The sequence below is a fragment of the Saccharothrix australiensis genome (assembly GCF_003634935.1).
GTDB lineage: Bacteria > Actinomycetota > Actinomycetes > Mycobacteriales > Pseudonocardiaceae > Actinosynnema > Actinosynnema australiense.
In genome coordinates, this window is the sequence record NZ_RBXO01000001.1 from 4567196 (window position 1) to 4593875 (window position 26680).

Sequence of the window (26680 nt, forward strand, 5' to 3'; positions counted from 1 at the left end):
CCCGGAACCACAGGCGCTTGCCGGCCGCCCTCGCCGCCCTGGCCGGCGGGGTGATCGCCCTGACGGCCTGCGCGGCACCGGTGCGGACAGCCGGGACGCCCGTCCGCACCGGCGGCGCCACGAGCAGCGCGGTGGCCACGCAGAACAGCTCCGCGCGCGTCGACCTCACCGCACCGACCACCGACGACCCGTCGATCCCCGACGCCGCCCGCGGCTGGTGCACGGCGCGGGACCTGGAGATCAGCGCGGTCGAGCACGTCTCGCCCGCCCCGGACGACCGGCTGTTCGCCCTGCACTTCGCCCCGCGCGGGCTCGTGCACTGCGTCATCGGCGGCACGCTGGGCGACGTCGCCTTCGCCGCGCTGGACGGCGTGCCGCTCGACCCCGGTATCGGCGGCGGCCAGGGCCCGGACCACGGGGAGATTTCGGTCGGCGACCACCGCGAGGCCGTGGTCTACTTCCGCGCGCCCGGGGAAGGCGGCCCCGACCAGCCCGTGGCGACGGTGAGCTTCACCCTGCCCGGCAAGGGGACGGAGGGCGAGTCCGTCACCGTGGCGTGGCCCTCGCCGTTCCACGGTCCCCTGCACGTCACCGGCCTGATGGAGCCGGTCGGCTGACAACCGCGTCGGTGGTTCGCGGCGCGGGTTTCGCCGATCACGCTTTTCGATCGGCACAACCCGCCCCGCGAGCCGCCGACTTCCAGGCGTGCTCACGGGTCGTCCTCTCCGGTGGTCGAGGCCAGGCCCAGGCGGGCGAGCAGGTCGAGCAGCGGGGTCGCGGCGGCGGCGATCCCGGCCAGCTCCGCCGCGTCCGGGAACCGGTCGGCGGCGTCGAGCACGACCGTGACACCGGCGTCGAGGCGGAGGGTCGGCACGACCCTGACAGTGTCGGCGGGTCGCGGCGGGGCGGTGGGGTGCGCCGGATCCACGACGTCTGCGGGGGATTCCGTGTCGGCTGGGGAAGCCGCGCCCGCCGAGCCCGCGCCGGCCCGACCAGCGCCGGCCGGATCGGCACCGGCCGGTTGATCGGCGTCGGCGGGAAGCGGCGCGGCGGCGGGCCGTTCCCCCCAGAACCCCTCGGACCGCGCCGGCCGGCTCCCGACGCCTGCCAGTTCCGCGAGCCGCGCGTCCGACGCGCCGACCAGCAGCGCCTGCACCTCGGCCAGCGAGTGCCCGGCCGCCTGGAGCCGCTTCACCGCCACGATCTGCAGTAGCTGACGCCGCCCGTACAGCGCGGTCCTCCCCCGGCTCGCGGTCGGCCGGTCCACCAGCCCGATGGTCGTGTACCACCGGATGGCGCGGCCGTTCGGCAGCTCCCGCACCCGCCCGCTGCGCTGCCCGTCGTAGTTCCCGGCCAGCAGCGCGGCGACCCGCTCCGGGAGCTGTTCGATCGTCCACAGGCCGTCGTCCACGCGCCGATCGTGCGCGCTCCATCCGACAGTGTCAAGATGACAGTGTCAGGAACGGTCGCCGATCAGCGTCCCGCAGCCGCGACGAACAACAGGTCCAGCTCCGGCGGCTCCGCGATCAGGCCGGAGAACCCGAGCACACCCGCCTCGCCGGACTCCGCCACGAACGCCGGGTGCCGCGCCGTCGGCCCCGACCGGGGCGGCGACGGCCGCCGCACCGGCGGGACCGCTCCTGCCACAGCGGGTCCGCCCCGCGCGATACGGCAGTCCGAAACCGGTGGCGCGGAACGGCATCGTCCCGAGTGCCGTCCACCGGGCGGCGGCGCTTCCCGCCCACCCCCGCCGCCGTGCGGACCACCGGCCGTCTATACGCTTGTCGCATGTCGAAGGTCCTAAGTGAACTCCCGGTCGGCGAGCGCATCGGCATCGCGTTCTCCGGCGGGCTGGACACCTCCGTCGCGGTGGCCTGGATGCGCGAGCGCGGCGCCGTCCCCTACGCCTACACGGCCGACGTCGGCCAGTACGACGAGCCGGACCTCGACGCCGTGCCCGCGCGCGGCCTCGCCTACGGCGCCGAGCGCGCGCGGCTGATCGACTGCCGCGCGGCGCTGGTCGAGGAGGGGCTGGCCGCGCTGGCGTGCGGCGCGTTCCACATCCGGTCCGCCGGGCAGGCGTACTTCAACACCACGCCGCTGGGCCGGGCCGTGGTGGGCACCCTGCTGGTGCAGGCGATGCGCGTCGACGACGTCTCCATCTGGGGCGACGGTTCCACCTTCAAGGGCAACGACATCGAGCGGTTCTACCGCTACGGGCTGCTCGCCAACCCCGGCCTGCGGATCTACAAGCCGTGGCTGGACCGGGAGTTCGTCACCGAGCTCGGCGGCAGGCACGAGATGTCCGCCTGGCTGGAGGAGCGCGACCTGCCCTACCGCGACTCCGCCGAGAAGGCGTACTCCACCGACGCGAACATCTGGGGCGCGACGCACGAGGCCAAGCGCCTGGAGCACCTCGACACGTCGATGGAGATCGTGTCCCCGATCATGGGCGTCCCGTTCTGGGACCCCGAGGTGGACATCCCCACCGAGGACGTCACCGTGGAGTTCGAGCGCGGGCGGCCGGTCCGGATCAACGGCCACGCGTTCAGCTCCGAGGTGGAGCTGGTGCGCGAGGCGAACGCGATCGGCGGCCGGCACGGGCTCGGCATGTCGGACCAGATCGAGAACCGCATCATCGAGGCCAAGAGCCGCGGCATCTACGAGGCGCCCGGTATGGCGCTGCTGCACATCGCCTACGAGCGGCTGCTCAACGCCATCCACAACGAGGACACCGTCGCGATGTACCACGTGGAGGGGCGCCGGCTCGGGCGGCTGCTCTACGAGGGCCGCTGGTTCGACCCGCAGGCGCTCATGCTCCGCGAGAGCCTCCAGCGCTGGATCGGCTACCCGATCACCGGCGGCGTCACGCTGCGCCTGCGCCGGGGCCAGGACTACACGGTGCTCGACACGCAGGGCCCGCTGCTGAGCTACCACCCCGAGAAGCTGTCGATGGAGCGCAGCCACGACCCGGCGTTCAGCCCGGACGACCGGATCGGCCAGCTCACCATGCGCAACCTCGACATCGCGGACTCGCGCAGCAAGCTGGAGCAGTACACCGCCGACGGCAGGCTCACCGCGTGGAACGGGCTGATCGGCCAGCTGCCGCCCGGCGGCGCGGCGGCCATCGCCGACGCGGGCGAGCCCGAGGAAGCGGTCGTGCCGGACGCGCTCGACCGCGCGGCGATCGAGTCCGGCACGGACTGAGGTCGCCCGTCCCGCACGGGGCACGAGGCGCGGTGCACGGGGCCGGTCGGGGTGTGACACCCACCCGACCGGCCCCGCCTCGTCCCGCCGCGACCGGTGTCCGGTCCCACCGACGTCGGCTCGGTACCGCCGCGCGGCGGTCGGACACGCCTCGCCGCGCGGTTCGAGGTCGTCAACAGACGCTGTCGCCCGGTTTCGGGTTGGCCAGGCCGAACAGCGGGCGCAGTCGCAGCCCCAGCCACGTGCCGCCCAGCGCGAACAACCCCCACAGCCAGCCGTGCAGGCTGCCCACGGAGATGCCGCCCAGGTACGCGCCGATGTTGCAGCCGCCCGCCAGCCGCGCGCCCACGCCCATCAGGACGCCGCCGAGGACCGCCGCGACCGCCGTGCGCCACGGTATCCGGCGGTGGACGCGCCAGGTGCCCGCCGCCGCCGCCGCGATCGCCGCGCCGATCATGATGCCGATGTCGGTCAGGCTGCTGCGGTCCACCCAGATCGGCGCGGCGAGCGCCCTGGCGTTGGCCTGCGCCTGCCAGAACTCCCACGTCTCCGGGTGCGCGCCGAGCAGTTGCAGCGCCTTCGCGCCCCACAGCGCGAACGCGAAGGTGACGCCCCAGATCCCGCCCGACACCAGGAACACCGCGCCCGCCAGCACGCCGAGCACCATCGCGCCCACCAGCAGCGGCCACGAGCCGCGCAGCACGCGCGCGACACCGCGCGCGGTCGGCACCGCGTCGACCGGTGGCGGGTTGCGGCGGGCCTGCACGACGCGCGTGACGGCCACGATCCCGACCAGGGCGACCAGCGTGACCGCCCACGAGCCGAACCAGCCGACGTGGTCCGCGAGCAGCACGCCGGGCAGCGCGGGCCAGCCGTCGAACAGCGGGAACGCCCACGTGTAGAGCACCGAGCCGGCGATGAAACCGCCCAGCGTCAACACGATCGCCGACTGGCCGGAGCCGACGGCGAACAGCGTGCCGGACGCGCACGCGCCGCCCAGCTGCATCCCGACCGCGAACAGCACCGCGCCGACCAGCAGCGCGAGCCCGAGCGGGCCTGCGGTGGCGGTGGGCACCGAGCCGAACAGGCCGGAGCCGGTGGACACGACCAGCGCGACGAGCGTCGCGGCGGTGCCCAGCAGCAGGCTGTGCGCCCGGACGCCCTGCCCGTTGCCGACGGCGACCAGTTGCCGCCACGCCGAGGTGAACCCGAACCGGGAGTGGAACAGCGCCAGCCCGAGCCCGAGGCCGAGCGCCAGCAGCGCGCCCGACTTGCCGCCGTGGGCCGACCAGGCGTACCAGGTCGACCCGACCGCCAGCGCGCCCGCCACCACCAGCGGCACGACCCGCACCGGCTCCTCGGGGCGCGGCGTCGGCGCGGCGCACGACGTGGGCGAGGAGAGGAACCTGTTCGCTGTCAACGGTCTGGACGTCACGAGTGCTCCTTGAGGGGTGTGGCCCGGCCGCCGCGGCGGGCGACCGGGCCGGTGGACGGCCCGGCCGCTCGGGCGCACGGCAGGGCCGCTCGGGTCAGTTCGGGATGAGCCCGTTGGGCGCCTTGACCACCGACTGGACGAGGCCCAGCAGGGGCACGCCCAGGACCGGCGTGAACGTCCAGATGTTCTCCAGTCCGCCGGTGTCCGGCTCGTCCACCACCACCGGGTCGGCGAGCGCGGTGCCCGCCGTCCCGGTCAGCACGAGCCCGGACAGCGCGACCGCGACCAGCGCGCGGGAGACCTTCTTCATGGTATTTCCTTCCTCAGTGGGGTTTCGGGCCACGGTTGGCTACGCGCCGATGAGCTTGAGCAGGTCGAACACCGGTGCGAGCCCTCCGGGCACGCCGGTGGTCGGGCCGAGCAGGCTGCCGAGGTCGACACCCGGCAGCACCCAGATGGGCGTGGTCTCGGCGTTGGCCACGCCGGTCGCGGTCAGGCCGAGCAGGACCACGGCGAGGCCGAGGGTCAGCAGGCGTTTCACGGGCGATCTCCTTCGTCGGATCGGATTGCGGCGGGCGACCGGGTCGGGGCCGGCCGGGACCGCCGGGTCGGGGCCGGCCGGGACCGCCGGGTCGGGAACGGGTGGTTCAGGTCAGCAGCGCGCTGACCGGCACGACGGTGGTCTTGGGCACCCACTGGCCGGCCAGCTCCTCGTTCATCGGCATGCCGGGTCCGTGCGCCTCGTCCGGACCGGCGGGCATCGCGGTCACCTGGGCGGCGGCGAAGATCCGCACGCCGTCGTCGACCGCCCGGTCGCCCAGCCACGCCTCGAACCCCGCCGGGGTGGGGTTCGCGCCGCCGAACCGGTTGCCCACCGCGACCGCGTACCCGATGGGCAGCGGTTCCCTCGGGTCGAACCGCAGCGGCACGGACACCGTCGTCACGGCGGTCGCCAGCGGCGTGGTCAGCAGCCACGGCGCGAGGTAGACGCCGTGCGCGTAGACCGCGCGCTCGGCCTGGTGCGCGCCCGCCGCGGTGAGCGACGCGTGCGCCGACTCCCAGCCCGAGACGGTCACCAGGGCGTTGTCCGGCCGGGGTTCCGCGTCGATCGCCACACCCGCACCGGCCGCCTCCTCCCGCACCACGCGGGCCGCGTCGACGCCGCGCGGTGTGCTGTCGGCGGCGAGCGTGATGCCGCCCGCGCCCCGCGCCACCAGGAACGAGACCAGCTTCCGCAGCGCCTGCTCGTCCACCGTGGACAGGCGGTCGGACGGGCAGGCCGCGAGGACGTCCCGGCGGCCGGCGATCAGGCCGCCGAGCGCGGCGCTCGCGCACTCGGGGTCGACCCGCGGTCCTCCGCCCGCGCCGGTGTCGACGTCGACCACGGCCGTGTCGGAACCCGAGGTCAGCACGATTTCGCTCCGCCCGGCGGGCAGGTCGACCTCCGCCCACGTGCCCTCCGCGCCCGCCCGCGGCAGGGCGGGCACCGCGCCGACCCGGATGCCGTCGCCCGCGCTCGCGGGGAAGTGGACCAGGTTGCGGCCCGGCCGGTGCGGCGCGACCAGCACCGGGACCCGCTTGCCCGCCAGGGTCTTCTCCGCGAGCACCGGCACGCCGGGCGTCGGCAGCTCGTCCGGTCGCGGCACCGCCGCGAGACCGCTCCACGCCACGAACGCGAGCACGACGCCCACCGTGCCGTACCGGTAGGCCCGCGCCGGGCCGAGCAGCGTCGCCGCCAGCGGCAGCGCGACCACCGCCAGCAGCGCCAGCCCGAACCACGTGCCGTAGAGCCTGCGGTCGAACGCGACACCGGACGCGACCAGCCGCACCGCGCCCGCGCCGACGAGCGCCACGCCCAGCGCCAGTGCGAGCTGCCGCGGGCGCAGCCCGGAGGCCACCTCCGCCGCGGGCACGGTGAGCGCGAGCACCGCCAGGCCGAACCACGTGACCGCGCCCGCCACGTAGACCGTGTCGGCGACGAACTCGACACCGGAACGCCCCGCGGCGGTCTCGACCACCAGCAGCACCGCCAGCGCGACCGCCACCGCACGCGCCGGTCCCGCCCTGCCCAGCAGCGCGGGCACCGCCGCCACCAGCACGACGTGCGCCACCGCGCCGACGACGGCGACGTCCATCGCCACCGCCGACACCACCGCGAGCGCGGCGGACAGCGCCGACGCGACCGCGACGGACAGCACCACGCGCCGGGGCAGCGCGGGCGCCAGGGGCCGGACGACGCCGACACCCGCGACGAACGCCGTCGCCAGCAACAGGGTCAGCCGCAGCGCCACCGGCCAGGCCGACGTCTCGACGACCGCGTCGAGACCACCGTGGGGGTGCTCCATCACTTCACGTCGGCGTCGGCGACGACGAACAGCTCGGAGTGCGGCTTGGCGTTGCCGAACGGGCCGTGCGGCCAGTTCCGCCGGTTGAAGTTGATGCCGACCTGGCCGCTGAACTCGTCCTTGAAGGCGGTGTCCAGCTCCACCTTGCCGTCCGGGCCCACCTTGAGCACGTTCACCCGGTGGTCGCCGTCGAGGCCGGAGCGCGCGACGAAGTAGTTCGACACCGCGATCCGGCGCGGCGACGAGGTCTCCCGGTAGAAGCCGTCCGCGTCCAGCTCGAAGTTGTCGTACGCGCCCCAGTGCGGTCCCGCCGCCGGCTGGCCGGGGTTGATCGGGGCCGCGCCCGCCACCGTCGGGCAGTCCGCCTCCGCGCCGCCGTTGCGCGCCTCGGCGAGGGTGTCGATGCGGCACCGGAAGTCCGTGCCCGCCGCGAGGAGCTTCTGGATGTCCAGCACGTAGACGCCACCGGTGGTGCCGGGGTCGCTCGGGCCGAGCGCGCCCTTGGCCCGCCCGGAGATCGCGCGGTACAGGTACTTGTCGTCGGGGCTGGTCTGGATCCAGCCGCCGTTGGAGCCGCCGCCGTCGCTGTCGTTGCCCGCGAAGATCGCCTTGTTCGCCGCGCCGTCGTCGAACACCTCGTACCAGTGCGGCTCGGCCGCCGTGATGTCGGGCGTGTAGTGCACCGCGCCGCCCTGCATGGTCTGGGCGAACGCGCCCTTGTGGTGCGGCAGGTTCGTCACGGTCGTCTCCATGACCGCGCGGCTCTCGGCGTGCAGCGGGTCCGCGGGGTCGGCGCGGGGACCGTCCTGGAGGTAGGACACCGCGCGCAGCTTCGGGTTGTCCCGGTCGGTGATGTCCCAGGTGCGGACGGTCGGCCGGCGCAGGTAGGGCGACGGCTGCTTCACCGGGTCCAGGATGATGTTGCGCGGTTCGGCGTAATCGCTGGTGACCAACGTGTTCAGGTCCTCGCGGGCCTGGATGCCGTGCGGGTTGGCGCACGTCGGCGCGGCCAGCCGGGGCAGGTTCGCGCACAGCTTCGCGTTGTCGCCCTGCGGTGTGGCGGCGGAGGTCTGCGACAGCACCTTGCCGGTGCGGTCGAACCGGATCAGCGCGCCGGGGCTGCCCGCGAAACCGTTGCCCACCACGGTCTGCCCGTTCGCGTACACGTGCGGGCCGGGCACCACCGGGCCGCCCATGTAGGTGCCGTACGCGGTGCCGTCCTTGAGGGTCCAGTACGCGTCGGGCACGGACCCGCCGAGCGTGTTCGTCGGGAGGCTGATCCCCTTGAGCTTCAGCTCGGGCAGCGCGCTCACGTCGAACGCGTAGGTCGCGGCGGCGAACAGCGCGCCCGCGTAGATCGTGTCGCCCTTGTGCCACACGTACTGCATGTGGTGCGGCTCGTTCTCCACCAGCGGTCCCACGGTGGCGGTGTTGACCACCTTGCCGTAGGCGGGCGAGCCCTCGGTGGCGTCGATGACGGCGAGGAAGTCGGGGCCGGGCAGGGCGTCGACCACCTTCCCGAGCCCGCCGCCGATCGAGCCGGGCAGGTTCTTGACGTCCTTCACCAGCGTGTCGGCGATGTTCTCGTCACCCGCCCACACGAGCAGCCACTTCTTCCGCTGCCCGCCGGCGGTCGCGAGGTCGCCGACGAGGTGGTTCTCCACCCAGTACCGCTTGCCGTCGGACGCCGTCTTCGCGTCGGTGGTGGTCCGCACGTCGGCGTACGCGGCGGTGCTCTCACCCGTGTAGGTCACGACGCCCGCGGCGAGCACCACCGCCACGGCGCCGATCGAAGTTTTCCGCCATCGCGGCGAGTTGGACGACATGCACACCCCTAAGTTGCCTTTTGCCTGATCCGAAATGGGCGCGGCGAATGCCCGGAATGGTCTTCGCGGCCCCTGGGGGTGTCAAACGGCGACCAGTGGGTGGGACGCCGAGAGGCCGTGACGACTTTCCCCCGAACGGCGGAGGGTTTTGGTTCCCCTTTGTGGCATTTCCCGCAACGGAGTGTTAAAAGCCCAGCCAGGAAGACCTGAGCGCTGCTCACGGAGAGTCACCTGAGACCGTGGACGCCGAACGGAACCGAATGAACCCGAACGTTCCGGACGGCCACCGCCGGGGCCGGCCGGGACCATTCGTATCCTTTCCCGCCCCGCGCAGTTGTGGCCGATGTACCGATCGACCCCAGGAAAGGACGCGGTGTGTCCGTCCACGAGTTCGCGGAGAGCCTGCGGACGCTGCACGTCGAATGCGGCAAGCCCACCTACGCCCGGATACGCGAACTCGCGCCCGGCCGCGCGCTGCCGCCCGCGACCGTCAGCGAGGTGCTCAACGGGAAGCGGATGCCCAAGGCCGACTTCGTGCAGGCGTTCGTGCGCGCCGTCCTGCGGCACCGCGACGGCGGCGACGAGCCGCGGCACGACGAGGAGGTGGCCCGGTGGCGCCGCCGGTGGCAGCGGGCCGTCCTGCGCCCGCGCCCGGCCCGCTCGCCGCTGGACCGGGGCCTGGCCGCGCGCGACCCGGCCGGGCGGCGCTGGGCCGACGCGCGCGCCGGGTGCTTCGCGCTGTACGGACCGGACGGCGAGGTGGTCTTCATCGGCCGGTCCGAGGCGGTGCTGGCGGACGCCGTGCGGTCCCGGCTGGCGCTGCTGCTCGACCCGGTCGCCGAGGTGGAGCTGTGGCCGGTCCGCGAGCCGCCCGTCGGGCAGGCGCTCGACCGCCTCGAACGCGCCGTCTACCGCCGGGCGCTCGGCGAACCGGTCGAACTGCCGCCCTCGCACCGGTTCTCGCTGCGCGGCAACGACAGCGACGAGTGCATCGCCCGCGAGGCCGAGGAGCTGGCGCGGCTGGCGGCGGCCGTGCGGGACGGCGGCGCGGTCGCGGACGACGTGCGCCGGGAACTGGCCCTGCGGGCGACGCGGCTGGCGCGGCTGGCGGTCGTGCGCGTCGCCCGCGCGACCGGCCGGTCGCCGTTCGAGGCGTCCGCCGAGCTGGGCCCGGACCTGTGACCGGGCCGGCCCCCGGCGGCTCGACGGCGTCCGCGCACCCGGTGCAGGATGACCCGGACGCCGGACGAGGAGGCTGCGTGGCGGTCGCGGATCACGGTCTGCTGCTGGGCATCGACATCGGCACGGCCAGCGCCAAGGGCGTGCTGGTGACACCCGGCGGCGTCGTCCTGGCACGGGCGAGCCGGGCGCACCGGACCTCCACGCCCCGTCCCGGCTGGGTCGAGCACGACGCGGAAACCGTGTGGTGGGCCGACTTCTCGGCGTTGAGCCGGGAACTGGTGGCCGCCGCGGCCGGTCGGCCGCTCGCGGGCCTGGCGGTCAGCGGCATCGGGCCGTGCCTGCTGCCCGCCGACGAGGCGGGCCGTCCGCTGCGCCCGGCGATCCTGTACGGGGTGGACACCCGCGCCGAGGCGGAGATCGCCGAGCTGACCGCGGAACTCGGCGCGGAGGAGGTCGTGCGGCGCGGCGGCACCCCGCTGTCCAGCCAGGCGGTCGGCCCGAAGCTGCGCTGGCTGGCGCGCCACGAGCCGGACGTGTACCGGCGGACCCGGATGCTGCTGATGGCCGGCTCGTTCCTGGTGCACCGGCTGACCGGGCGGTACGTGCTGGACCACCAGTCGGCGAGCCAGTGCGACCCGATGTACGACCAGCGGTCGCTGACGTGGGCGGCGGACTGGGCGGAGCTGGTCGCGCCGGGCCTGCCGCTGCCGGAGCTGCGCTGGCCCACCGAGGTGGTCGGCGCGGTGACGGCGGGCGCGACGGCGGAGACCGGGCTGCCCGCCGGCCTGCCGGTCACCGCCGGCACGGTCGACGCGTGGGCGGAGGCGGCCAGCGTCGGCGTGCGCGAACCCGGCGACGTCATGGTCATGTACGGCACGACCATGTTCCTGGTCCAGGTGGTCGACCAGGCGCGCTCCCACCCCGGCCTGTGGTCGACCAGCGGCGCCTTCCCCGGCACCCGGACGCTCGCCGCGGGCATGGCCACGTCCGGCGCGGTCACCGACTGGCTGCGCCGCCTCGTCGGCGCGGACTTCGACACGCTGGTCGCGGAGGCCGCGGCGGTGCCCGCGGGCAGCCGCGGCCTCCTCGTCCTGCCGTACTTCGCGGGCGAGCGCACGCCGCTGTTCGACCCGTCCGCGCGGGGCGTCATCGCCGGGCTGACCCTGGCGCACGGCCGGGCCGAGCTGTACCGGGCCGCGCTGGAGGGCATCGCCTACGGCGTCCGGCACAACCTGGAGACCATGCGCGGCACCGGGGCGCGGGCCGAGCGGTTCTTCGCGGTCGGCGGCGGCACCAAGGGGCGGCTGTGGACCCGGATCGTGTCGGACGTGACGGGCGAGGCGCAGCACGTGCCCACCGAGACCGTCGGCGCGTGCTTCGGTGACGCGCTGCTCGCCGCGATCGCGACCGGTCACGAGGTGGAGCACGGGACCTGGAACCCGGTCGCGCACACCGTGTGGCCGGATTCCGGGCAGCGGGCGCGTTATGACGCCTTCTACCGCCGGTACCGCGACCTGTACCCGGCGACGGCCGGGATCGCGCACTTCCTGGCGGCCGAGCAGCACGCGGCGGACGGGAGTTGAGCGCGGGACGGGCGCTGTGGGGTAGGCGGGCCTGTGTGCTGTTGTTCCCCGTGCGGGCCGCGGCATCGCCGAGGCCGGAACAGACGGGGGATCGGCGCGGCGGATTCGTACACAGGCGGAGGGGTGGTCAAGCCGCGTGGCGTTCCCGACGACCGTCCAGGACTTGCGAGGCTTCCGGGCGCGTGGAGTCCGTGGTCCCCTTGCCGTGGTCCCGTTGCTTGGAAACCTGAAGAGCTTCAGTCCTGCAAGGATGAGGTGGCGCGCTTCTGTGGCCCCGGTTCGCGTCTTCTTCCCATGTGCTTTTGAAGCAACGGGACCACAGCAGGGTGAGCACGGAGTGCGCGTGCCCGGAAGCGCAGCAGGTCTTGGACGGTCGTCGGGAACGCTATGCAGCTCGACCACCCCATCGCCTGTGTACGAATCCGCCGCGCCGATCCCCCGTCTGTCCGGCCCGAGGCGACCGCGACCGGATCACTTGATAGGGTCACCGCCGTGAGCTGACAACTCTCGGGTGGAGAAGACCCGCGCCGCACGGAGTCGGCGTTTCGGGTGCGCTGCGTCGGCAGCGCTTCTTCGTCGCGCGCGTACGCGCGCTCCCGGATTCGGAGCAGCTCTTCATGTCTTTCCTCGCACGTGGTCGACGCATGCCCGTCACCGGCCGACCGCGGTGGTCCGCGTCGCGCTGGACGATCCTGACGTTCCTGGCGCTGTTGCAGTTCCTCGTCGCGGTCGACGTCACCGTGGTGAACATCGCGCTGCCCGCCATCGGCGCCGACTTCGACGCCGATGCGCGCCGGCTGACCTGGGTCGTCACCGGCTACACCGTCGTGGGCGGTGGGTTGCTGATGATCGGCGGGCGGCTCGCCGACCTGTTCGGCCGCCGTCGGGCATTGGTGGCGGGCGCGGTGCTGTTCGGGGTGGCCTCGCTGGGCGCGGGCGTCGCGCCGTCGTTGCCGCTGCTCGTGCTCGCCCGGTTCGGGCAGGGCGCGGGCGAGGCGCTGGCCCTGCCCGCCGCCATGTCGGTCATCGCCCTGGTGTTCCCCGAGGCGCGGGCGAGGTCGCGGGCGCTGGGCGTGTGGGCGGCGGTGGCCAGTTGCGGGCTGGTGCTCGGGTTCCTGCTGTCCGGGCTGCTCACCGAGCTGCTGCACTGGCGGTGGGTCTTCCTGGTCAACCCGCCGCTGGTCGCGGTGGTCGTGGTCGCCTGCCTGCTGCTCCTCCGCCCGGACGGCCCGGTGACCCGCGCGCCCGTCGACCTGCCGGGCGCCGCGCTGCTCGTCGCCGCTCCCCTGCTGCTGATCTTCGGCGTCATCGGGCTCGGCGACCGCGAACCCGACGTGCCGCTCGCCGGAGCGGCCGTGCTGGGCGCGCTGGTGTGCGCGGTGGCGTTCCGGCCCGTCGAGCGGCGGGCCGCGCACCCGTTGCTGCCGCTGACCTTCCTCCGCCACCGCGAACGGGTCGTCGCCAACGGGGCGACGGCGTTGTTCAGCGCCGCGCTGTCCACGACGTTCTTCCTGCTGACGCTGCACCTGCAGGAGGAGCGCGGCCTGTCACCCATCGCGGCGGGCGCGGCGTTCCTGCCGTTCGCCGTCGCCCTGGTCGCGGCCGGCCTCGGCGTGCCGAGGGTCGTCGAGCGGCTCGGGATCACGCGGACGGCGCTGCTCGGCCTCGTCGCCACCGGGACCGGGATCGCCGTGCTCGCCCTGGTGCCCGCCGCGTCGCCGTGGGCGGTCGGCGTCCTGCCCGGCATGCTGCTCGTCGCGTCCGGCATGGGCGTCGGGCTGGTGGCGTTGCAGAACGCGGCGCTGCACGGCGTCACCGAGGCCGACGCGGGTATCGCGTCCGGTGTGCAGCGCTGCGCCGACCAGCTCGGCGGCTCGGGCGGCGTCGCCCTGTACGTCGGGGTCGGCTTCTCCCCCTTGTCGGGTCCGGGCACCGACCCGTTCCTGGTCGCCTACGCGTGCGCGCTCGCGGGCATCGTGGTCGCCGCCGGCGTGCTGCTGCTGTCCCGGCCCCCGCGGCGCTGATGCCGCCGGATCGGCGTTGTGCGAGCCCGCCCGGAGGAGAACGCTGGGCAGTCCTCCCCCGGAGTCGAGGAAGGAGACGACCGCATGTCCCGATTACCGGTGTCGATCGGCGCGGCGCTGCTGGCCGCCGTGCTCGTCGTGGGCGTGTCGGCGGGGCCCGCCGCCGCCGACGGCGCCCGGCCCGCCGAACCGCCAGGCACCTCCGAACCGTCCAGACCCGCGCCCTCCGGTTCCACCGCGACCGAGCCCGTCGCGATCGAGCCCGTCGCGACGGAGCCGGCACCGGACCGGCCGGCGGTGGACGCACCACCGGCCGACCAACCGCCCGGTGAGCAACCACCAAGCGACCAGCCACCGGACGACCAGCCACCGGGCGACCAACCACCGGCGGCGGAACCACCCGCCACCGACCCGGTCACGGCGGAACCGGTCACGGCTCCGCGCGCCGGGGTCGACCTCCGGCTCGTCGTGACCTACGACAAGCCCTCGTACTTCGCGCACGAGGTCGTCGTCGCCCGCGTGAAGGTGACCAACGCCGGCGACGCCACCGCCACCCGCGTGCAGGTCACGTCGACGGGCAACATCGACAGCCACTTCTGGCACGGGTTCGACTGGCCCGGACCGACCCTGGCGCCGGGGCAGTCGGCCGAGGGGTACGCCAGCGGGCACGTGACCGACCCGAAGGGCGACGCGGTCCGCCTCGTCGTCGAGACCACGTCCGCCGAGCCCGACGCCGCTCCCGGCGACAACGCGGTCACCGCCGCCGTGCCGCTCACCGTCCTGCGCGGCAGCTACTCCGGCGTCATCTACGGCGACCGCAACGGCAACTCCGCCGTGGACCCCGGCGAGCTGCTGGTCGGCCAGCCGGTGCGGGCGGCGGGCGGTCGACCGGTCGGGTCGTACACCGCCGTCACCGACGCGAACGGCCGGTTCTCCCTGCGGGGCCTGCCGATCGGCCGGTACGTGGTGGAGTTCGACAACACCCAGTGGTCGTTCCCGCTCGTCAGCGTCGAGGTCGACGAGGTGGACGACCCGGACGTGCTGATCCGGGCGGCGAACCACGTCAACCCGCTGCTGGCGGCCACCGCCGCGTTCACGCGGCCGGCGTACCGGGTGGACGACACCGCCGTCGTGGCCGTGACCCTGACCAACCGGGGCGACGCCCACATCCCGGAACTCTCGGCGAGCTGCCACTCCACCAACGGCGTGGTGATCAGCCTCGGCGAACTCGGCCAGGAGGACGGGACCACCCTGCCGGCCGGCACGACGAAGACGTACGACCTCACCTACCGGGTCACGGCCTCCGCCGCCGAGGCCGGGCACCTGTCGGTGCGCTGCGTCCTCGGCGCGCCGCCGTTCGTCAACGGGGCCGTGGTGGCGTCGGCGGTGGGGCGCGTCCCCGGCGGACGCGCGCCGCGCGTCGTCGGGCAGCTGCTGCACATCCTGCCGCGGCAGGCGAGCCTGTGCCCCCGCTGCCCGCCGACGGCCCCGCTGCCCGACGTGAAGGTGTACCTGCGCGACCAGGTCACCGGGCAGGTCGTCGCCCGCGCGGTGAGCAACGCCCAGGGCATCTTCGAGTTCCACGACATGCCCGCCGACCTGTACGACTTCGGCATCGTCGGTCCGTGGCGGTCCACCGCGCCGACGTTCACCGTGTACGCCGGTGACAGCGGCTCGACCACGCGCGTCGTGTACGTCGAGGACGGGCCGGACCAGCCCGACCCGGACGGCCCGCCGCCGGGTGGCGCGCCCGCAGCGCCGGGTGGCGACGACCCGCCGGACGAGGACCCGGCGGACGAAGACCCGCCGAACGAAGACCCGGTGGACGTGGACCCGGCGGATGTGGACCCCGTGGATCACGGGTTGGCGGACGGCGACGAGCCGGCGGAACTGGCCGACACCGGTGCCGCGGTCGGCTGGTTGGCGTTGGCGGGTCTGGTCAGCCTGGTCGCGGGCATCGGCCTGACGGCCCGCGCGCGACGCCGCGTCTGAGCGGGGTGCCCGGCCGCCCTCCGCGGTGGCCGGGCACGCCCACCGCACGACCGCCGACAGTCCACCGCGGACCGGCGAGCCGAGCGCGCAGCCCGGCACGCGGCGCACCGGTCGTCACGCGGCGCACCGGTCGTCACGCGGCGCACCGGTCGTCACGCGGCGCACCGGCCCTCACGCGAGGCGCCCGCCCTCACGTCCGGATCGGCGCGGTGTCGCCGCGCGGGCCGGGCACCGCGTGGTGGCTCGCCAGGTTGTCCTCCAGGAGCGACTGCGAGTCGGCCACGCCGATCGAGTCCTCCGGCAGGCGGCCGTCCGAGTCGCGGAGGCGGGCCAGGGCGTCGGTCATGGCCTCCTGGGCGGCGAACAGGCACGGCGTGCTGTAGATCGCCACGTCCACGCCCAGCCCGGTCAGCTCGGACAGCGACAGCGCGGGTGACCGGCCACCGGCGATCTGGTTGAACACCAGCGGCGTGCCGCCGGTCGCGGCGGCCACCCGGCGGATCGCGGCGGTCGACGGTATGCCGTCCACGAGCACGGCGTCGGCGTCGGTGCCGGCGAACGCGGACGCGCGGGCGACCATCTCCGCCTCCTCCGTCGCGTCGGTGCGGGCCACCACGAACAGGTCCGCGCGCGTGGCGAGGACGGCCGTCAGCTTCTCCAGGTAGTCCTCCACCGGCAGGACCTGCTTGCCCGCGACGTGCCCGCAGCGGCGCGGCCGCCGCTGGTCCTCCAGCACCACGCCGGAAGCGCCCACCAGCTCCAGGGCGCGCACCACGTGGCAGGCGACCTCCACGTCCACGTAGCCGTCGTCGATGTCCACCAGCAGGTGGTGGCGCGGGAACGCCTGGCGCAGCCGCTGCACGAAGGCCACCACGTCCGGCCAGGCGATGAACCCGATGTCCGGGAGGCCGTAGTGCGACGCGGCGAGACCGAGGCCCGAGACGAACAGGGCGTCGTAGTGCCGCGCGGCGACCGACGCCGACAGCATGTCGAACACGCCGATCACCGGTGTCGTGCCGGCCGCCGACACGGCGTCCCGCAGGGCTTTCCCGTATGCCATGCGGCGAACCTGCCACCGGCCGCCGCACCGGGTCGAGATATCGGAAGGATGATCTTCCGCCCGGTCCGGGACCGGGACGCCACCGCCGGCGGGAAGCCCGCCCCCCGGAAGGGGGCACCCGCCGGCACCGCGCCCGCGCCGCCGTGCGCCTTGGGACGGGACCGCCCTCCGCCGGGTCGCCGGTGGCGGCCGGGGCTCAGGTCGCGGGCGGCTGGGGCCGCTGCGGGCCGTCGAGGCCGAGTTCGCTCGCCTCCTCCTCGTCGGGCATCTCCGGGTCGCGCCAGTCCTCGGCTCGGGTCGGCCCCGTCGCCCGCAGGTCGTTGTCGATCTCCTGCTTCAGCCGGTCGTCGGTCCTGGGCCCGTGCTGGGTGCTGTTCCGCTCCACGGCGTCACCTCCGCGGCTCGTCGGCATCTGAACGCTCCGTGTACCCACCCGACGGCGAATATCACCACGATCGGGGCAAAATCACCCGCCCGTGTCAGCACAGGCGGTGCAGACCCGGTTCGCCAGCGAGCACCGGGGAAGCCGGCCCCCTCAGGCGTTGACCAGCCGGTCGACGGCACGCGGCAGGATCGCGTGCAGGTCGTCCAGGGCGCCCGACGGCACGTCACCGCGGAACGCGAAGACGCACGACACCAGGTTCCCGCGCGCCACGAACGCCACGCACATCCAGTACAGCTGCTCCGCTTCGGTCACCGACGCGCAGTAGCCCAGGAAGCCCTCGACGCCCTCCGGGCGGTTCACCGCGGCGCCCTCGACCACGCGGACCTGACGGCCCTGATCGCTCCAGGAGGTGCAGCCCCGGCTCGCGGCGGCGAGCTGGGACAGCACTTCCGCGCCGGTTGCCTCCGAATAGCCGATCACGGTCTGGCGCACGGAGCCCTGCTCCCCGTCCCACACCCGGAACAGGGCAGGCGTGTAGCCGGACTCGGCCTCGACCTCCGCCGCGCACGGCCTGGGCATCACGGCCGAGGCGTACCGCTGGTCCGTGGGCTCGGCGATGCCGCGGTCCGCCATCCCGTCGCGCGGGATCGCGGCGCGTTCGACCAGCGCGGGCAGGCGGTCGGCCGGTGACGGCGTGCTCGACGTCGTCGACGGGGCGGTGCTCGTGGTGGTCGGGGCCGTCGACGACGGCGCGGGCTCCGCCGCCGGCGCGGGCCCGCCGCACGCCGTCAGCACACCCGCCGCGACGCAGACCGCCGCCAGTCCCCCCATGATCTTCATACCCGTGTCATCGCCGGCACGCCGTGATCGTTTCACGCGGTCGGTCGCCACAGGGGCACGCCACGCCCGTCCGTCGCACGGCCTGGCCCCGGACCTGGTCGTCGCGCGGTCGGGCGTCGGCCGCCGGATTTCCGGCGACCATTCCGGATTGTCCCGGAAGGACGTCCGGAAGAAGGCGTCCCGACGATCGCCCGGATTGTCGGAGAACACCCGATCACACCCGTCGACGATTCCACGCGAGCCTGCACGGCACCCGTTCCGGTCACCGGCTGTGACGATTAACGCGCACTGCCCGAGTAGCCCCGGCACCTGATCGGATGCTTACCACACCACGCCCGCTCCGGTTCAATCAGGCGGGCAGGGAACAACTCCGACACCTCGACCCGAGGGGTAACCGGCCATGAGCATCGGACAGCTCGTAGAAGTCGACCTGGACTTGCGCGGAACGGTCAACGGCGCCGCCCTGCGGTGCGCGGGCAGGAGCCGCGGGATGTTCGGCGACGGCGACATCTCCTGCGTGGTGCGGGCGCGGCAGGAGGTGCCCCGCGGCATGGACATCTCGCTGCTGTCCTACGTCGTGCTGACCGGTCAGCCGTCGATGAGCCGCATGACCGAGGGCGCGGTCAACCCGTTCATCGGCACCGGCGGCGTGTACGAGGCCGTGCGCACGTTGGACCTGGGCGAACACGGTCACCTCAGCACCGCCTACCGCGTCGAGCCGGCGGGCGAGGACCGGCTGCGCGCGGTGTTCCAGGTCGACGGCGAGGTCGACGTGCCGCGCCTGGTCTCGATCGCGCCGACGATCGAGACGTGGACGCCGGTCGCGCCGGGCCGCATCGACGGCCAGTTCGTGATGGTGTGGACCGGGCGGGACGGCGAGCGCGTCCGGGGCAAGACCGACACGTCCTACGTCCTGCCGACCGAGGAGGGAATTCCCGGTCAGCAGTTCCGGGAGATCCGCATCAACATCGCCGCCACCGACGACGAATTGCGGCAGACCGAGCACATCGTGCTGTTCTCCCCGGCGCTGCTGGAACAGACGCTGCATTCCGCGCCGGCGCCCATCGACAGCCTCAAGGACATCGTCCTGGCCTGATCCGTGGAATCACGCCGCGTCGCCGTGGTGGACAGCTACACCCCATCACAACCGCTCGTCACCGCGTTCGCCGCGGCCGGGTACCGGGTGGTGCACGTGCGCAGCACGCCCGAACTGCCCGCCGTCTACGCCGAGCCGGACAAAGCGGTGTTCGTCGCCGAGATCACCCACGCCGGCGATTTCCGGCGAACGGTGAGCGCGGTCGCCGGGCACCGCCCGGTGGCGGTCGTCGCGGGCGGCGAGCTGGGGGTGGCGCTGGCGGACGCGCTCGCCGCCGCCCTGCGCCTGCCCACCGGCAACGACGTGGCCCTCAGCGCGGCCCGCCGGGACAAGCACGCCATGATCGAGCGGATCGGGTCCCGCGGGCTGCGCCGCGCCGACCAGCTGCGCGTCGAGGAGGCCGGACCGCTGCGGCAGTGGCACGCGCGGCGCGGCGGGCGCGTGGTGGTCAAGCCCCTGAGCAGCTCCGCCGGCGACGGGGTCGCGTTCTGCGACACGCCGGAGCAGTCGGTCGCGGCGTTCGAGCGCCTGATCGGCACGACCGACGTCTTCGGCACGCGCAACTCGGCGGTGCTGGCGCAGGAGTACCTGCCCGGCACCGAGTACATCGTCAACACCGTCAGCCGGGACGGGCGGCACCACGTCTGCGACCTCTGGCGGACCGACCGCGTCCACGCCAACGGCATCCCAGACCTGGTCGTGGCGTGCCGCCTGCTGCCCCGGCGCGGCGCGGTGCAGGACGAGCTGGTCGACTACGTCGAGCGGGTCCTCGACGCCCTGGGCGTGCGGCACGGCCCCGCGCACGCCGAGGTGCGGCGGACGCCCGGCGGTCCGTGCCTGGTGGAGGTCGGTGCACGGCTGTGCGGGTTCGGCCTGCCCGCCCTGGCGCGGTCGGCGGTCGGGACGTCGCAGGTCGAGTGGACCGTCGACGCCTACGTCGACCCCGAGCGGTTCCACGCCCGCGCCGGGCTCGAGTACCGCGTCGAGCGGCACGCCGCCTGGGCGGCGCTGGTGTCGCGCCGCGCGGGCGTCCTGCGGCGCTACCCGCACCTCGACGCCGTTCGCGGCTTGGCGAGCCTGCACGCCCTGCGGGTGCGCGTGGAGCCCGGCGACCGGCTCGTGCCCACCGTGGACGACCTGACGTACCCGATCACCCTCGCCCTGCTGCACGAGGCGGAGGAGGTGGTGTCGCGCGACCTCGACACCCTCCGCCGGCTCGACGGCCCGGCGTTCTACGAGGTGGCCGACGAGGAGCCGGCCGGCGGGACCGCGGGCGGGTCGACGGAATCGGCGGTGTCGACGGGGCCTGCGGGGTCGACGGGGCCCGCGGGGTCGACGGGCGGCACGCCGGACGGGACCGGGCGCGACACGACCGGTGGAGCAGCGGGCGGCTCGCCGGACGGGTCGGCGGGTGGCGAGGTGGCCGGGCCGGTCCTCCGGTCAGGCTGACGGCCCCGCGCCCGGCCCGACGCCGCGAGGGGTCCGGCGCTCGCGTGCCGGCGGGTCCCGGATCAGCGGTGACCGTCGCCGGACCACCGCGCGGTGCACCCGTGCGACCAGCCACACCGCCACCACCACCGCGTACCGCACGACGTCGCCGGGCAGGCCGACGGCGCTCAGGGCCATCTCCGCCGCGTCCCCCAGGCCCAGCCGCGTCCACCACGTCCCCGCGCGGCCCCGCGCCCTGGCCGCGAGCCATTCCCGCCGCGCCCGGAGCGCGGTGCGCGCCACGAGCCCGGCAAGTCCGAAGTGGACGATCAGCAGCTGCCAGCACAGCTCCGCGCACAGGTCCCGCCGGCGGCGCACCCACTCGACGCGGACCAGGTCCGCCACGCGTGCGGCACGGGCGGCGGCGCGCTGTCGGGAAATCGTCATGATCGGGACGGTCGCGCGGACCGGGACCGGTCCAGTAGGTCACCTGACGCACAACGGCGAAACTCACCCGAATACCGCGCCGCCGTCCACGGGTCGGCGGAACACCCCGAACCGCCGCCGCCGGGAAGCCGCGGCCGGGCGTTGACCTGTCCTCCCGCCGAACCTACGTTTGCCCACGACGCGCGACAGGAAGGACGGACATGGCCGACGAGGTACCCACCCTGTCGCTGGGCGACTGGCTGGCGCTCGACCCGCCCGAACGCGCCCGACACCTGTTCGAGTCCGTCCGGAGGGCGGGCGCGTCCACGCACGGCGACTGGATCGGCGACGTCCGCGCCCTGCCGTCCGGCCCCGGTCCGCTGGCCGGCATCCCGTTCTCCGTCAAGGACAACATCGACGTCGGCGGCATCGCGACCACCGCCGGGAGCCGGCTGCTCGACGACCGGCCCGCCGAGGTCGACGCCGGTGTCGTCAGCGCGCTCCGGGGCGCCGGCGCGGTGGTCGTCGGCAAGACCAACCTGCACGAGCTGGCCTTCGGGATCACCAGCGACAACAAGGCGTTCGGGCCGGTGCGCAACCCCGCCGACCCGACCCGCTCGGCGGGCGGTTCGAGCGGCGGCAGCGCGGTGGGCGTCGCGCTCGGCGTCGTGCCGTTCGGGCTGGGCACGGACACCGGCGGTTCCACCACGATCCCCGCCGGGTTCTGCGGCGTGGTCGGGTTCCGCCCGACCACCGGCCGGTACGCGGGCGACGGCCTGGTGAACCTGTCCACCAGCCGCGACACCGTCGGCGTCCACGCGCGCACCGTGCGGGACGTGCGGGTCGTCGACCAGGTGCTCACCCGCGAGCCGACCGACCGCACGCCTCCGGCCGACCTCGCGGGCCTGCGCGTCGGCTTGCCGCGCGGCCGGTTCGAGGACCTGGACCCGGAGGTCGCCGAGGTCGTGGACGCGGCGGTGGCGGCGGTGGAGCGGGCCGGTGCGCGCCTGGTCGAGGTGGACGCGGGCGAAGACCTCGCCCGTGCCGCGGGACCGGGCAGCGGGCTGGTGCTCTTCGAGGCGCCGCGCCTGCTGGCCCGGCGCGTCAGCGCGCCCGTGGCGGACTGGCCCCGACTGATCGCCTCACCGGACGTGCGCGACATCGTGCGGGCGATGTCGTCGGCACCGACCACCGTCGAGGCGTACGAGGCGGCGCGGGCCGCCCGGCGGGCGTTGCAGGACACCTACGCCGCGCTGCGCACGCGGGTGGACGTCCTCCTGTGCCCGACCTCCCCGGTGCCGCCGCCGCTGCTCGGCGAGAACGACGTCATCACCCACAACGGGCGGGAGGTGCCGGTGTTCACCACCGTGACGCGCAACGTCGAACCGGGCACGGTGGCCGGCGTCCCGATGCTGTCGCTGCCGGCGGGCACGACGCGGGGCGGGCTGCCGGTGGGCGTGTGCCTGGAGGGCCACGCGTTCGGCGACGCCCGCCTGTTGCACGTGGGCGAGGCGGTGCAGGCGGTGCTGGACGGTCTCGGCTGACGCCGCGGGTGCGGTGACCGCCGGGCGGCCACCGCACCCGCGGCGTCCCGTGGCGGCTACGGTTCGGGCAGTTCCCGCACCAGGCGCGACTCCCACGGGCACCAGTGCAGACCGGGCAGGAACGCGCCACCCGCCTCGTCCAAGTGGTGTTCCACGTAGGGGATCGTGGCGTCGCAGACCTCGATGGCGACCTCGAAGAAGCTGACGGTCTCCGGATCGAGGTGGTAGCTCCACCGCGAATTGTACGGGGCGGACCTCTTGACGATCCGGCCGTGCACGTGCACTTGCGATGTCGCCTCGCCGGACAGGATCCTGCGCGCGTGCTCGATCTTGTCCTGGTCGGAGAGCTTGAGGACGAAGCGTTCCCGCGTGTAGTCGGTGAACTCGAAGTAGGCGGTCTCCACCGCTACGCGCGGCACGTCGTCGGGCTGTCCCGTGGCCGGTGGCACGGCTACCGCTGTGAGCGCGATCAGCACGGCGGTGACGCCGATGTTGCGGATGAGACGTCGCATCAACACCTCCGGTGTCCGGGGTCAAGGTCATGACCCTCCACACCGGACATTAGGAGAGCACCCGCGCCCAAGCCCCGCGTCGGAAGCGACGACACTCCAAAGAGGACCTTTCGGGTGCGTCGCCGTACCGCTCACGGGTGTGCGCGCTACACCGGGTCACCTGGTGGGGCCGCCGACCCGCCTTCCGCCGGGTCGGCGGCCCCACCAGGTCGTCGGCGGCCCCCGGTCGTCGGTGGAACCGGACCGCTCGCTCAGAACGGCAGGGTGAGCGCCCAGTGGATGCGCACGGGGTGCCGGGGCAGCCCGTCCTGCGCGCCGTCGGCGATGCCGGCCGCCACGATCCGGTCGAGGGTGTCCATGCCGTGCACTACCCGTCCGAGCACGCTGTACGCGGGCGTGATGTTGGCGTGCGAGTGCACGATGAAGAACTGGCTGCCGTTCGTGCCCGGACCCTGGTTGCCCATCGCGACGGTGCCACGCGGGTAGGTCTCGCGACCGGTCACCTCGTCGGCGAACCGGTAGCCGGGGCCGCCCTCCTCGACGCGGTGGATGTCACCGCACTGGAGGACGCCGAGCCGCGCGGAGTTCGTGAGCCGGAAGCACTGGGTGTGGTGGTAGAAGAGGCTGCGCACGAGGTGGGTGAAGTTGTGCACCGCGCAGGGCGCGTTCGAGCGGTCGAGCCGGATGACCACCGCGCCGTAGTTCGTGTCGAGGACGGCGGTCGCGGTGCCCTTGGCCGGCGCCGTCGGGTGGGGTGGCCGGACCGGCTTGGCGGCCGGCTTGTCCGGGGTGGGGGTGAACTCGCAGTGCTTCGTCCACCCGGCGGCTCCCGGCTCGGCCGCTCCCGGTTCGACGGCTCCGGGCTCGGAGGCTCCCCGTTCGACGGCCCCGGACGCGGTTCCCCCCGACGTGGTCTCCTCCGGCGCGGCACCGGCGGCCGGCGTCGTGACGCCGAGGAGCGCGGTGAGCAGGACAACAGCGGATACGGCAATCCTTCCCATGCGGTGAGGCTAACGCCCATCCGTGTGGTCCGGACCACTGCGCGGCGCGCGGACCGGCCGCCGCCGCCGCGTGCGGTGTCCGGGCAGGCCCGCTCGCCGAGGCGGCCGACCACCACGGGTGTGGTCCACGCGCCCCGAACGCATGGACCGCACCCGATTTCCGTCGCGGCGCCGGGTGCCGGGGCACCGGTCGAGAGCTGCTGCCACCTGACGCGCGGCGCTCCGCCGGGTCGTCCGCGCGCGGGCGGTCCGGCGGTGTGCGGCGATCACGGGGTCGCGTCCTCCGCCAGCAGCGCCCGGACGCGGTCGGCGTCCGGCAGGCCGAGCTGCCGGTAGATGGCCAGCGCCTCCCGCCACCGCTCGACCGCCCGATCCGCCCCTTCGGCCGGCGCACGACCCGCCGCAACACCTGCCGCCCGCCCGGCCGCACGGTCGGCCGCGCCCAGGCCCTCCAGCGCGCGGGCCTCCTCGTACCGGTCGCCGACGGCCCTGGCCACCGCCAGCGCCTCGCCGTGGTGCGCGCGGGCCAGGTCCGGCGCGCCGGCCGCCAGGTGCGCCGCACCGAGGTTGTTCAGCACCTCGGTCTCGATGCCCCGCGCCCCGATGCCCCGCGCCAGCTCCAGCGCCCGGTCGAACAGCGGCAGCGCCTCGTCGGTCCGCCCGCCCAGCCGGTGCACCTCGGCGAGGTTGCCCAGGGCGCGGGCCCTGCCGCCCGGATCGGCGAAGAGGGACAGCGCCTCCCCGAGGTCGCGCCGCGCCCGGTCGTGGTCGCCGAGCCGCGTGTGCACCACCCCGAGGTTGGTCAGCACGATCGCCCGCCCCTTGGCGAACCCCAGCCCGTCGGCGATGGCGAGGGCTTCCCGGTAGTGCTCCAGCGCCTCGTCGTACCGCCCCAGCCGTTCGTAGAGGTTGCCCAGGTTGTTCAGCGCGCCCGCCTCGCCGAGGCGGTCACCGGCCCGGCGGCACACGTCGAGCGCCAGCCGGTGGTGGCGCCTCGCGTCCTCGTGCCGTCCCAGGCGCAGGTAGGCCACGCCGAGGTGGTACAGCGCCGCGCCTTCCGCGGGCCGGTCGCCCGCCGCCCTGGCCGCGTCCCGCACGTGGTCCAGCACCGCCAGCGCGTCGCTGTGCCTGCCGCCCTGGTCGAGGTGGCGCTGGAGGGGTTCCGCCAGCCGGGCCGTGGCCGCCGACCAGCCGCGCCGCGCGGTGGCCGCGATCAGCGCCAGCAGGCACTGCCACTCGGCGTCCACCCACTCGCGGGCGGCGTCCACCGGCATCGGGGCGTCCCCCTCCGGGCCGGGGTGCAGCGCGTCCATCGCCCGCTGGGCGGCGTCCGCGAAGTGGTCGACGAGCCGTTCGAGCGCCACGGCCGGCACCGCGTCGTCGGTCACCAGTTCGCGGGCGTAGGCCCGCACCAGGTCGTGCATGTCGAACCGGTCGGCGGCCGAGCGCTGGATCAGGTGGGCGCGGACGAGGACGTCGAGCCGGCGGGCCGCCGCGCGCACGTCCGCGCCCAGCAGGGCCGCGGCGGCGGGCAGGCCGAGGTCGTGCGCCGGGTGCGCGCCGAGGAGCCGGAAGTCCCGCCCCGCCTCGTCGGACAGGTGCCGCAGGGACCAGGAGAACACCGTCCGCACGGCCGTGTCCGGGTCGCCCACGTCGAGCAGGTCCAGGCCCTGGACCGCCAGGTCGGCCACCAGTTCCGCCAACGACGGCGCGCTGCGGCCGTGCGCCCGCGCCACCACGATGCGCAGCGCCAGCGGCAGGCCGCCGCAGCGCTCGGCGAGGGCGAGCGCCGCCTCCGCCGACCGGTCGACCTCGTCGCCGAGGTGCGCGCGCAGCAGGTCCACGCCCTCGTCGGCGGACAGCGGGCGCAGGTCGACGCGCCGCGCGCCGGGGCGGACCTGGAGGCCGGCGAGGTCGGTCCGGCTGGTGACCAGGACGAAGCAGCCCGGCTCCGCGGGCAGCAGGGGCCGGACCTGGTTGACGTCCAGCGCGTTGTCCAGCACCACCAACACCCGCTTGCGGGCCAGCAGGCTGCGCAGCCGGGCGGCCCGCTCGTCCCCGCCGGCGGGGATGTCCGGGTCGTCCACGCCGAGGCTGCGCAGGAAGCCCGCCAGCACGTCGGCCGGGTCGTGCGGCTTGACGGGCGAGTAGCCGTGCAGATCGGCGTACAGGCAGCCGTCGGGGAACCCGGCCGCCACGCGGTGGCCCCAGCGCACGGCCAGCGCGGTCTTGCCCACGCCTGCCGGCCCGGCGAGCACGACGATCGGCACGCCGCCCGCCGCGCCGTCGGCCAGCGCCCGGTCCAGCGCGGCCAGTTCCCGGCCACGCCCGGTGAACCCGACCGGGTCGGCGGGCAGCTCGGCGGGCACCGGCCGCGGCCTGCGCGCCGGGCCGGCCGACCCGCGCGGCCGGTGCAGGGCGTCGCGGACCGTCGCCAGCCGCCGGTGCTCACCGGCGGGCACGGCCAGTTCGGTCAGCAGGTCGTCGAGCGCTTCGCCGGACGGCAGCGTGGTCCCCGCCAGGTACGCGTAGAGCGTGCTCTGGGAGATCCGCACCCGCTTGGCGAGCGCCGCGACCTTGACCGGTCCGCGCGGGCCGTGCCGCAACCAGTGCTTGAGGGCCCGGCCCAGATCGGCGGCGGTGCCCGCGTCCTCCGGGATTCCAGGGTTTCCGAACTTCTCCAGCGGTGACAGTTCCGACACTCCTCACATGATGGGCTGGCGCCCGTGCGCGGGGTCGCCGCCGGCCGGGCCTCCCGGTCCGGCGGTCGCGCCCCGCGTCGCCCGGACCACGA

The 26680-nt window shown here is 74.8% G+C and carries 23 protein-coding genes; 9 read left to right on the top strand and 14 right to left on the bottom strand.

The features are described from left to right. Nucleotides 1–17 precede the first annotated feature (17 nt). A complete protein-coding gene (locus C8E97_RS19560) occupies nucleotides 18–617 on the top strand; it encodes a hypothetical protein (RefSeq protein WP_121007015.1) in 600 nt (199 codons plus the stop codon). A 92-nt stretch (nucleotides 618–709) separates the two neighbouring features. Here the strand turns inward: C8E97_RS19560 and C8E97_RS19565 are convergent, their stop codons facing one another. After that, nucleotides 710–1411 carry a helix-turn-helix domain-containing protein gene (locus tag C8E97_RS19565; protein WP_121007016.1) on the bottom strand — a complete coding sequence of 234 codons (702 nt, stop codon included), beginning with the start codon at nucleotides 1409–1411 and terminating at the stop codon, nucleotides 710–712. A 62-nt stretch (nucleotides 1412–1473) separates the two neighbouring features. Then, nucleotides 1474–1647: a hypothetical protein gene (locus C8E97_RS34690; RefSeq protein WP_170211535.1), complete on the bottom strand. Its 174-nt coding sequence runs from the start codon at nucleotides 1645–1647 to the stop codon at nucleotides 1474–1476. Nucleotides 1648–1788: 141 nt separating this feature from the next. On the opposite strand from C8E97_RS34690, the gene argG reads away from it, so the two are divergent. Continuing rightward, nucleotides 1789–3207 carry an argininosuccinate synthase gene (gene argG / locus C8E97_RS19570; RefSeq protein WP_121007017.1) on the top strand — a complete coding sequence of 473 codons (1419 nt, stop codon included), beginning with the start codon at nucleotides 1789–1791 and terminating at the stop codon, nucleotides 3205–3207. Nucleotides 3208–3379: 172 nt separating this feature from the next. On the opposite strand, the gene C8E97_RS19575 is transcribed toward argG, so the two are convergent. From C8E97_RS19575 to C8E97_RS19595, 5 genes are all read right to left on the bottom strand, one after another. Next, a complete protein-coding gene (locus tag C8E97_RS19575; protein WP_121007018.1) occupies nucleotides 3380–4642 on the bottom strand; it encodes a YeeE/YedE family protein in 1263 nt (420 codons plus the stop codon). Between the two features lie 94 nt (nucleotides 4643–4736). Then, nucleotides 4737–4952 carry a hypothetical protein gene (locus C8E97_RS19580; RefSeq protein ID WP_121007019.1) on the bottom strand — a complete coding sequence of 72 codons (216 nt, stop codon included), beginning with the start codon at nucleotides 4950–4952 and terminating at the stop codon, nucleotides 4737–4739. 39 nt (nucleotides 4953–4991) lie between these two features. Then, nucleotides 4992–5183 (bottom strand): hypothetical protein, encoded by a 192-nt coding sequence (locus tag C8E97_RS19585; protein ID WP_121007020.1) that lies wholly within the window; start codon nucleotides 5181–5183, stop codon nucleotides 4992–4994. A 106-nt stretch (nucleotides 5184–5289) separates the two neighbouring features. Continuing rightward, the gene (locus C8E97_RS19590; RefSeq protein ID WP_121007021.1) at nucleotides 5290–6987 is read right to left on the bottom strand and encodes a hypothetical protein; all 1698 of its coding nucleotides are present in this window, start codon (nucleotides 6985–6987) and stop codon (nucleotides 5290–5292) included. Beyond that, nucleotides 6987–8768 carry a hypothetical protein gene (locus C8E97_RS19595; RefSeq protein ID WP_121007022.1) on the bottom strand — a complete coding sequence of 594 codons (1782 nt, stop codon included), beginning with the start codon at nucleotides 8766–8768 and terminating at the stop codon, nucleotides 6987–6989. Before C8E97_RS19595 ends, C8E97_RS19590 begins: the two co-directional genes overlap by 1 nt. Before the next feature lie 420 nt (nucleotides 8769–9188). Here C8E97_RS19595 and C8E97_RS36135 point away from each other — a divergent pair, with 420 nt between their 5' ends. From C8E97_RS36135 to C8E97_RS36555, 4 genes are all read left to right on the top strand, one after another. Further along, on the top strand, nucleotides 9189–9995 hold the full coding sequence (locus C8E97_RS36135) for a hypothetical protein (RefSeq protein ID WP_121007023.1): 807 nt from the start codon (nucleotides 9189–9191) through the stop codon (nucleotides 9993–9995). Between the two features lie 77 nt (nucleotides 9996–10072). Further along, on the top strand, nucleotides 10073–11578 hold the full coding sequence (locus tag C8E97_RS36140; RefSeq protein WP_246019017.1) for an FGGY-family carbohydrate kinase: 1506 nt from the start codon (nucleotides 10073–10075) through the stop codon (nucleotides 11576–11578). A gap of 644 nt (nucleotides 11579–12222) precedes the next feature. After that, entirely contained in the window at nucleotides 12223–13602 is a 1380-nt protein-coding gene (locus tag C8E97_RS19610) for an MFS transporter (protein WP_246019018.1), read from the top strand. Between the two features lie 84 nt (nucleotides 13603–13686). Next, on the top strand, nucleotides 13687–15594 hold the full coding sequence (locus C8E97_RS36555) for an LPXTG cell wall anchor domain-containing protein (RefSeq protein ID WP_147455173.1): 1908 nt from the start codon (nucleotides 13687–13689) through the stop codon (nucleotides 15592–15594). A gap of 190 nt (nucleotides 15595–15784) precedes the next feature. On the opposite strand, the gene C8E97_RS19620 is transcribed toward C8E97_RS36555, so the two are convergent. The 3 genes from C8E97_RS19620 to C8E97_RS19630 form a co-directional block, all read right to left on the bottom strand. Continuing rightward, on the bottom strand, nucleotides 15785–16654 hold the full coding sequence (locus C8E97_RS19620; protein WP_121007025.1) for an isocitrate lyase/PEP mutase family protein: 870 nt from the start codon (nucleotides 16652–16654) through the stop codon (nucleotides 15785–15787). 196 nt (nucleotides 16655–16850) lie between these two features. Then, nucleotides 16851–17039: a hypothetical protein gene (locus C8E97_RS19625; protein ID WP_246019019.1), complete on the bottom strand. Its 189-nt coding sequence runs from the start codon at nucleotides 17037–17039 to the stop codon at nucleotides 16851–16853. Nucleotides 17040–17189: 150 nt separating this feature from the next. Next, nucleotides 17190–17879, bottom strand: coding sequence for a hypothetical protein (locus C8E97_RS19630; protein WP_121007027.1), 690 nt, complete (start codon nucleotides 17877–17879; stop codon nucleotides 17190–17192). A gap of 400 nt (nucleotides 17880–18279) precedes the next feature. On the opposite strand from C8E97_RS19630, the gene C8E97_RS19635 reads away from it, so the two are divergent. Together C8E97_RS19635 and C8E97_RS19640 are read left to right on the top strand one after the other, a co-directional pair. Then, a complete protein-coding gene (locus tag C8E97_RS19635; RefSeq protein WP_147455174.1) occupies nucleotides 18280–18975 on the top strand; it encodes a hypothetical protein in 696 nt (231 codons plus the stop codon). Between the two features lie 3 nt (nucleotides 18976–18978). Continuing rightward, entirely contained in the window at nucleotides 18979–20424 is a 1446-nt protein-coding gene (locus tag C8E97_RS19640) for an ATP-grasp domain-containing protein (RefSeq protein ID WP_121007029.1), read from the top strand. On the opposite strand, the gene C8E97_RS19645 is transcribed toward C8E97_RS19640, so the two are convergent. Then, nucleotides 20416–20850, bottom strand: a complete 435-nt coding sequence (locus C8E97_RS19645) for a hypothetical protein (protein ID WP_147455175.1) — start codon at nucleotides 20848–20850, stop codon at nucleotides 20416–20418. The genes C8E97_RS19640 and C8E97_RS19645 overlap by 9 nt on opposite strands. 200 nt (nucleotides 20851–21050) lie before the next feature. On the opposite strand from C8E97_RS19645, the gene C8E97_RS19650 reads away from it, so the two are divergent. Next, on the top strand, nucleotides 21051–22373 hold the full coding sequence (locus tag C8E97_RS19650) for an amidase family protein (protein ID WP_121007031.1): 1323 nt from the start codon (nucleotides 21051–21053) through the stop codon (nucleotides 22371–22373). A gap of 56 nt (nucleotides 22374–22429) precedes the next feature. On the opposite strand, the gene C8E97_RS19655 is transcribed toward C8E97_RS19650, so the two are convergent. The 3 genes from C8E97_RS19655 to C8E97_RS19665 form a co-directional block, all read right to left on the bottom strand. Beyond that, nucleotides 22430–22885, bottom strand: coding sequence for a BP74-related protein (locus tag C8E97_RS19655; RefSeq protein WP_211347082.1), 456 nt, complete (start codon nucleotides 22883–22885; stop codon nucleotides 22430–22432). 251 nt (nucleotides 22886–23136) lie between these two features. Beyond that, nucleotides 23137–23886 (bottom strand): peptidylprolyl isomerase, encoded by a 750-nt coding sequence (locus C8E97_RS19660; RefSeq protein ID WP_246019020.1) that lies wholly within the window; start codon nucleotides 23884–23886, stop codon nucleotides 23137–23139. Between the two features lie 266 nt (nucleotides 23887–24152). Further along, nucleotides 24153–26588: an ATP-binding protein gene (locus C8E97_RS19665; protein ID WP_121007032.1), complete on the bottom strand. Its 2436-nt coding sequence runs from the start codon at nucleotides 26586–26588 to the stop codon at nucleotides 24153–24155. Nucleotides 26589–26680 lie beyond the last annotated feature (92 nt).

Bases quoted from the DNA above. Each gene is read 5' to 3' on its own strand.
- argG (WP_121007017.1), top strand. From the start codon at position 1,789: ATGTCGAAGGTCCTAAGTGAACTCCCGGTCGGCGAGCGCATCGGCATC.
- C8E97_RS19580 (WP_121007019.1), bottom strand. From the start codon at position 4,952: ATGAAGAAGGTCTCCCGCGCGCTGGTCGCGGTCGCGCTGTCCGGGCTC.
- C8E97_RS19590 (WP_121007021.1), bottom strand. From the start codon at position 6,987: ATGGAGCACCCCCACGGTGGTCTCGACGCGGTCGTCGAGACGTCGGCC.
- C8E97_RS19610 (WP_246019018.1), top strand. From the start codon at position 12,223: ATGCCCGTCACCGGCCGACCGCGGTGGTCCGCGTCGCGCTGGACGATC.
- C8E97_RS36555 (WP_147455173.1), top strand. From the start codon at position 13,687: ATGTCCCGATTACCGGTGTCGATCGGCGCGGCGCTGCTGGCCGCCGTG.
- C8E97_RS19620 (WP_121007025.1), bottom strand. From the start codon at position 16,654: ATGGCATACGGGAAAGCCCTGCGGGACGCCGTGTCGGCGGCCGGCACG.
- C8E97_RS19630 (WP_121007027.1), bottom strand. From the start codon at position 17,879: ATGAAGATCATGGGGGGACTGGCGGCGGTCTGCGTCGCGGCGGGTGTG.
- C8E97_RS19635 (WP_147455174.1), top strand. From the start codon at position 18,280: ATGAGCATCGGACAGCTCGTAGAAGTCGACCTGGACTTGCGCGGAACG.
- C8E97_RS19645 (WP_147455175.1), bottom strand. From the start codon at position 20,850: ATGACGATTTCCCGACAGCGCGCCGCCGCCCGTGCCGCACGCGTGGCG.
- C8E97_RS19650 (WP_121007031.1), top strand. From the start codon at position 21,051: ATGGCCGACGAGGTACCCACCCTGTCGCTGGGCGACTGGCTGGCGCTC.
- C8E97_RS19655 (WP_211347082.1), bottom strand. From the start codon at position 22,885: ATGCGACGTCTCATCCGCAACATCGGCGTCACCGCCGTGCTGATCGCG.
- C8E97_RS19660 (WP_246019020.1), bottom strand. From the start codon at position 23,886: ATGGGAAGGATTGCCGTATCCGCTGTTGTCCTGCTCACCGCGCTCCTC.